This window comes from Bradyrhizobium guangdongense (assembly GCF_006483445.1).
In the GTDB taxonomy this organism is placed as follows: domain Bacteria; phylum Pseudomonadota; class Alphaproteobacteria; order Rhizobiales; family Xanthobacteraceae; genus Bradyrhizobium; species Bradyrhizobium guangdongense_A.
The window spans coordinates 47,054-53,053 of sequence record NZ_PPPT01000168.1 but is presented as its reverse complement, the minus strand read 5'-3'; the positions used below and the strand labels follow the sequence as shown (position 1 = coordinate 53,053).

Sequence of the window (6,000 nt, the reverse complement as noted above, 5' to 3'; positions counted from 1 at the left end):
GGCGGTGTTGGCGTGTGCGGTGGGCGCCCGCCCCCCGCCGTCAAGGCGCTACTTCGGGTCACTCCCGCACTTCGCCAAGATGGCCGCAGTGCGCAACATCCCGTCTTCGCCGCGCGGAACGGCAAGGCCACAGACCCCACTGCATGCGACTCAAGTCCAACAATTCCACGATCGGGGGTTTGACCTGGGTTGCATTTGATCTGATATTCTCGTGTAGTGTGTTTGATATCCACACCGTTTTAGCCACCTAGCATTCAGCAAGCAAAGGGGGCGCTATGCCACCCAGGCAAGAACGAGTACTGCTAAACGATTGTTGTTGAAGGCGGCGCCTCTCAATGTCGCAGCTTATCACTAATTTCAGAGTTTTCATCGCCTCGCCTTCCGGTCTTGATAAAGAGCGCGGGCTCTTCCGGCGGGTCTTGTTGGACTATTCGGCTAGTGACGGGGAGCCGCGCGGATCGGTCTTCCACCCAACGGGATGGGAAGAAACAATTGGCGGGGCTGGGCGACCACAAGAATTGATAAATGCAGATTTGCGAAAGTGTGACTATGCGGTCTTCGTTTTTCATGATCGCTGGGGAACGCCGACCGGGAATGGACCAACGTCTGGAACGCTCGAAGAGTGGGAGTTGGCGCTGGAGCTATATCGACAGGCAAAGATCCGCGACCTTGTCTTATTCTTCAAGAAAGTTGAGAAACGTCAGCTGCGTGACCCTGGCGATCAGCTCAAGAAAGTGCTCGAATTTAAAGAACGAATTCAGAATGAACGCAGGTTTCTCTATCGTGACTACGAGAGCGCCGATGAATTTTCCCGCCACCTTCGCCGGCATCTAGCAAAATGGCTAAGAGATCAAGAGACCCTTCCGCAGAACGAGACTCAGAAACCATCAGTTGCCAGTCACGCTAGGGACGAGCCAACGGCCGAATTTGAACCTCCGTACAAATATTGGTGGAAGGAAGTCAAAATTCAATACAGGTCTCACGAGCATGAGGCAGCACTGTTTTGTGCGAAAAAGGCGCTTTCGACAGCAACCTCAGAGTTTGAGTGGGCGAAAAGCAAGAACTATTCTGGCGCAATCTATCTTGAACTAAAGAAAATTAAGGACGCGATAGACGCGTTTTCGGAGGTCGAACAACGGGTATCGCTCGGCTCGAGCGACGAGCACAAAGAGTGGCACGCCAGAGTCCTGGTTAATAAGGCTCTGTGCTTGCGGAAACTAGAGCGCGTTCGAGATGAACTGGCCATCTACGATGATGTACTCGCGCGATTCGGCCGAGAGACCGCCAGTGGGATTTTAGACATGTTGGCATTCGCGCTTGCGTGCAAGGCTGAGGCCTTGGCCAGTCTTGGCTCAAGGCAAGAGGAAATCGCGACCTATGATGACATAGCAAATCGCTTCGCCGGCTCTTCAGAAGTTTCGCTCTTGGAGGACGTCGGCCGAGCTCTCAACGCAAAAGCAAGCGTGGTCACTACTCTCGGACGTGAGGATGATGCTCTGGTGATCTACGACCAGATCGCTTGCATGTTCAATGGTCGGGAGGGGCTGGAGACCCAGGTTCTTCAGGCGCTCCTGAACAAGACGATACAGTTAAAGGAGCTTGAGCGTTACGACCAGGCGCTGGAATCAGTCGATGTTCTCTTGAAAGCCGCAGCGCAGCATCAGTCGAATTCCTATATCGCTATTGCGCTTGGACATAGAGGCCACATATTGCAGGCGCTGAACCGATGCTTCGAAGCAATGAACCTGTATGAGGAGATTTTTGTTCGCTTTAGCAGCTCGAATGATCCTCTTGCAAAATTCCATGCGGCGGCGGCGCGTATGTACAGAGCGCGCACTTTGATCAGTCTAAACCGGCGAAGGGAAGCTCTTCCTTTGTTCGACACAGTTCTTGCGCACGCTTCTAGCGAGCGTTACGGCGGGTTCGAAGAACTAGTCGCCGATGCTGCTATTGAGAAGGCGAATTGTCTTTATGGCGAAGGGGAGCGAGATGAGGCAATACGCACTCTCACCCAATTCATCGAACAATTTCAAACTGCAACCGAAGAGTTGCTCCTCCAGCGTCGGGCTTATGCCTTCTTGCAAAGGGGGAGCATTCTTGCTGAACTATCCCGACACACTGAAGCTCTAGAATCATATGAACTAGCAGTCGAGCAGTACGCGGGGCTGCCTGAGGCGGATCGCACGCAGATCGCTTCCGTCTTGCTTCGCAAGGTGGATTCATTAGAGGCTCTTGGCGATGGTAAGTCAGCAATTGCGGTTCTAAACGAAATCGTCCATCGATTCGAAAACGCTACGGATTCGGAGGTTCGTTTCGTCGTCGAGGACGCTCTGTATCAGAAGGTAAAATATCTTGGTTCGACCGGCGCAATAAGCGAGGCCATTTCAACTGTCGATAAATACCTCAACCGTCTAACGGATGCATCAGACGCCGAGGAGCTGACCGAATCTCTAAAATCGGTCAAGCGTGAGCTCATGAGGGTCTTCCTTGAGAACGAAGGCTCTGACATTTAGTTGCGGCCAACTGAAGAAGCAGAGCCTGTTTGCCGCGGGCGAGATGCGGGCTGGCTTACACAGTCGCGAGTTAAACCCTGGACTGCTGAAGCGGTGATCCTGCGGCCTACGCCGAATGGATACAGTAAATGTACTCGACCGGTTGTTCATCTGATTGCTTAGCCTGAAAATGGTATCTCAGCTCGCCTCTGACGTATCTGCCCGAGAAATCTGCTTCTTCGTGGACTAAGGCAGCTGGAGTTGCGGCACGTCTTGATATGGATAGTCTGCTTTCGGTACACGGATGATTTGCACGTATTGACTACGATATTCTTGTCGTCGTTTGTCGACAGTCGTTTTCTCTGCTGATATCGTCGTTATTTCAGTTTCTCTCTCTTTAATTATCGTCTGCAGTACCTGCACGAGGCCAGCCGGCGTTTTCGCTTGCTCCACCTCGGCGGGCGTGTCTTTGCCAAAAATTGCTTTAATCGTATCCTTCTGAGCTGCAAAGGTAAGTGCATCTCCAATCATGTTGAACTGATCGGCGATCGCCTGGGCCTTTCGCTTTTGTTCAAGGGCGTCGTTAAGTTTCCGGTCAATCTCTGCAATCTTCTTTTCGTCTGCAGCCTGAGCATCTTTGATGAATTGCAGCTTCTGCTTGAGAGCGTTGTCAGTGATGATCCGTTCGAGATAATCGACCGCAGCAGACAGGCCCGATGCCGCCACCGCTGCCTTTTGCACCTTGGCGAGTTCTTCTTCTGCCAGTAAACGTCCGGCCTTCGATTGGATAGGCCATTGAGAGACGGCGACGGTGACGAGGTTATTGCCCTTGCGAGAGAACCAAAGGAAAAAGCTACGGGCGTCGTCCAGCCTTTCAGCGTCTTTTGCTTTGCCCAACGCAACAGTAGCGAGCCAGACATCTTCCAGGCTCGTTCCGGCGCCGACCAGCTGGACCGCCTTCAACGTATCAACATACTCACGATCATCAGTGTGTGGTTTGACATCGTGTTGAATATCGACTTTGACGGCCACGCCGGGCTCACCAGATTTTGCTAGCAGGTTTTCGACCCTTTGATCCAGCTTAGCAACCGAAGCTGTTATTTGCTCGCGGAGCCCGGGCGTATTAATCCAAAGCATCAACCCTGCAACGAAATTTGTAGCTTTGGAGGGTTTCTCTTTGCCCTCCTTGCAGATGTCGTTGGTCGTTGCGCCAGCAGAACCCCACACAGGGACACTCCTCTGCTTGCAAACGTCCTGGGCTGGTTCGGCGGAAAGAGCGGACAGTGTGACAGCTACCACCGTGAAGATCGACGCCGCCCAAACTGATCTCGAAAAGAGTTGGCTAGCCATAGCTGCTAATGACCTTTTCGATCGACTGACGGGCTGCTTGGGTGGCGATCAACGCTTGCAAGCCGAAAGCAAAGCGCGCGCGTTCGGTATTGATCTGATCCAGCAAGCTTGAGAAAGCTGTGTAATTCCGATCTCCGGCTGCCCAGGCGTCTAGTGAACGCATGCGGTTTAGCCGCGCTCCGCTATCGTCCGAATATTCGTTGACAATCTGACACGATCCATCGTGCGGTACGTCCGCTTGCCCCGCGACGCCGCGGGTCTCGGGAAGAGCCTCTAGACTCCATACCTTCACGCCCAATGGCTGCATTTTTTCGTCAACGAGTTCGACTTCACTCAGTTTAGCTCGGCGGTAAAGTCTCTCGTGCGGCTCGGTCACCGCGGGAACAGCGGGAGTGCAAGCAGCCAAGACGAAACCTTTGTCAAGAATTTGCTGCGCATTCTTGAGGACGGTCTTGGAATCTGGATTGGTTGTCCCGAATACTGCCATATAGTCGTCATTTGAAAGCTCTTTGCCATCGCCACCGAGCAGCGCAAAATTTCTATTGCCCGGCCGACGTTCGTCATCACAATAACGACCGCTGCCGGCGCGGGAGTTGTTAAACCCCGCGCATGCCGCGAGGGCAGACCGCGTTTCTCCGTCAAAGGCATGGCCCACGGCAGACGACTTGGAGCCGGAGGGAAAATCGAACCCTCGCCCCAAAGGTGTTTGGCTGGCAACAGAAGACAACTCAGCATGCCGCTGTGCAGCGGATTTAACATAATGGGCAGCGGACCCCACGATCTCAGCATTTTCCATTTTGTTGAGCCAAGCGAGATACGTATCAGTCAGAGTCTTCTTGATGCCGTGTGCGGATTCGCCGGACAATACGAGCAGTCCATTTTCGACCATCGCTGACGGGCCGACCAATAGAGCCGTGGTTGGATCAAAAAGCTTTTTGACGTCGGCTTTTTGTCGGGCCTGCAGCAGGCGGGCGTAGTAACTCTGAATCTGAGTTTGCGTTGATTTGCGGCTCAGCCATTGCGCATCGCTGTCTTTGGGATCTTTGTTGCTGATCAGCTCTCGATAACCGTTGATGACGCTCGCTAGGTCAGCCTGCAGATCCTGTGTCTCGTGTCGGGCCAAAATCTTATCGATCTCGTTGGGAAGGTTTGCCACCGCTTTATAGACATCAGCCAGAAGGTTCTCGATCCGATCGAGTTTGGCCAGGGCGACCAGAAGAAGATCGTGATTTGCCTTTGCCAGATCCGACAGGCCCCCGTCTGTGCTGTTCGCGGCAGCAATCTGGTGAGCCAGGAAGGAGCCTACTGCAAGAGCAATAGTGACCGGTTCTGCACGCGCCTTTGAAGCGAAAAGACTGAGCCCGATCGCCGGTGTTAATCTGGCGGCCGGATAAAGGGTTGAGGCTGCCAATCCGCTGATTAAATTTCTTCGATTCAACAATCTCGCCTCCATCGCCCTTACGCAGCAATATATTTGATCTTTTGCAGCATCCCGCCCGAGATGCGAATCGCAAACCACGCATTCTGACCAATGAAGACCTTTTCAAAGCCTTCCTGTTGAGCCGGAACGATAGCCGTATCCGGTCCATTGGCAATAGGCGGCGCAGCGGTATTGTCCGCGCGAGCTCTTGGGAGCGCGACGGCCTTTGGTTGTTCGACGCAAGTCAACCCGATCAGCGGCAGGATTTGAAGCATTTCCCGCAAGAATGCTTGGGTGTCGGCGCGCTCCGCTTCGGAAAGCTGAGGTGCCTGCGGTTCGACGCCGTTTTCGAGATGGCTTTGATCAACCTGTCGGGCTCGCTGGATCAGCGCATATTCCAACCATGTCGCGTGGGCGCGGTTTAGGCCACCAGTCGAGTTGGATACGAAAACCGCTGCCGAAGCCCCAGAAATCCTTGCTGGCAAAATGGCTGTCAATTCGGTTACGAACGACATCACCCTGACCGATGTAAATTGTTGGAAAATCGTCATCCGTGACGCGACCAATCAGGATGTAGACTAGCGCGAGAAGTCGGCGCGAGTTTTGATCTTCGGCCAATCTTCGCGCGGGAATGCGATGCCGAGTCCCGTCCAGTTCATCCGGTCAATGATGCGCAAACCCTCGGGATTGCCGTCCGGAACGAAAATGCGAATAGTGAATGGATCAGCCACGTTTCCT

Annotated in this window: 4 protein-coding genes; 1 reads left to right on the top strand and 3 read right to left on the bottom strand. The window is 53.5% G+C overall.

What is annotated here, in order from left to right:
* Positions 1 to 335: 335 nt before the first annotated feature.
* Positions 336 to 2,513, top strand: coding sequence for a tetratricopeptide repeat protein (locus tag C2U70_RS23915; RefSeq protein WP_140981022.1), 2,178 nt, complete (start codon positions 336 to 338; stop codon positions 2,511 to 2,513).
* 225 nt (positions 2,514 to 2,738) lie between these two features.
* Here C2U70_RS23915 and C2U70_RS23910 read toward each other — a convergent pair whose 3' ends face one another.
* From C2U70_RS23910 to C2U70_RS23900, 3 genes are all read right to left on the bottom strand, one after another.
* A complete protein-coding gene (locus C2U70_RS23910) occupies positions 2,739 to 3,719 on the bottom strand; it encodes a hypothetical protein (protein ID WP_140981020.1) in 981 nt (326 codons plus the stop codon).
* A 115-nt stretch (positions 3,720 to 3,834) separates the two neighbouring features.
* Entirely contained in the window at positions 3,835 to 5,283 is a 1,449-nt protein-coding gene (locus C2U70_RS23905; protein ID WP_140981017.1) for a hypothetical protein, read from the bottom strand.
* 17 nt (positions 5,284 to 5,300) lie between these two features.
* Complete coding sequence (locus tag C2U70_RS23900) at positions 5,301 to 5,813, bottom strand: hypothetical protein (protein ID WP_140981014.1); 513 nt, start codon at positions 5,811 to 5,813, stop codon at positions 5,301 to 5,303.
* Positions 5,814 to 6,000 lie beyond the last annotated feature (187 nt).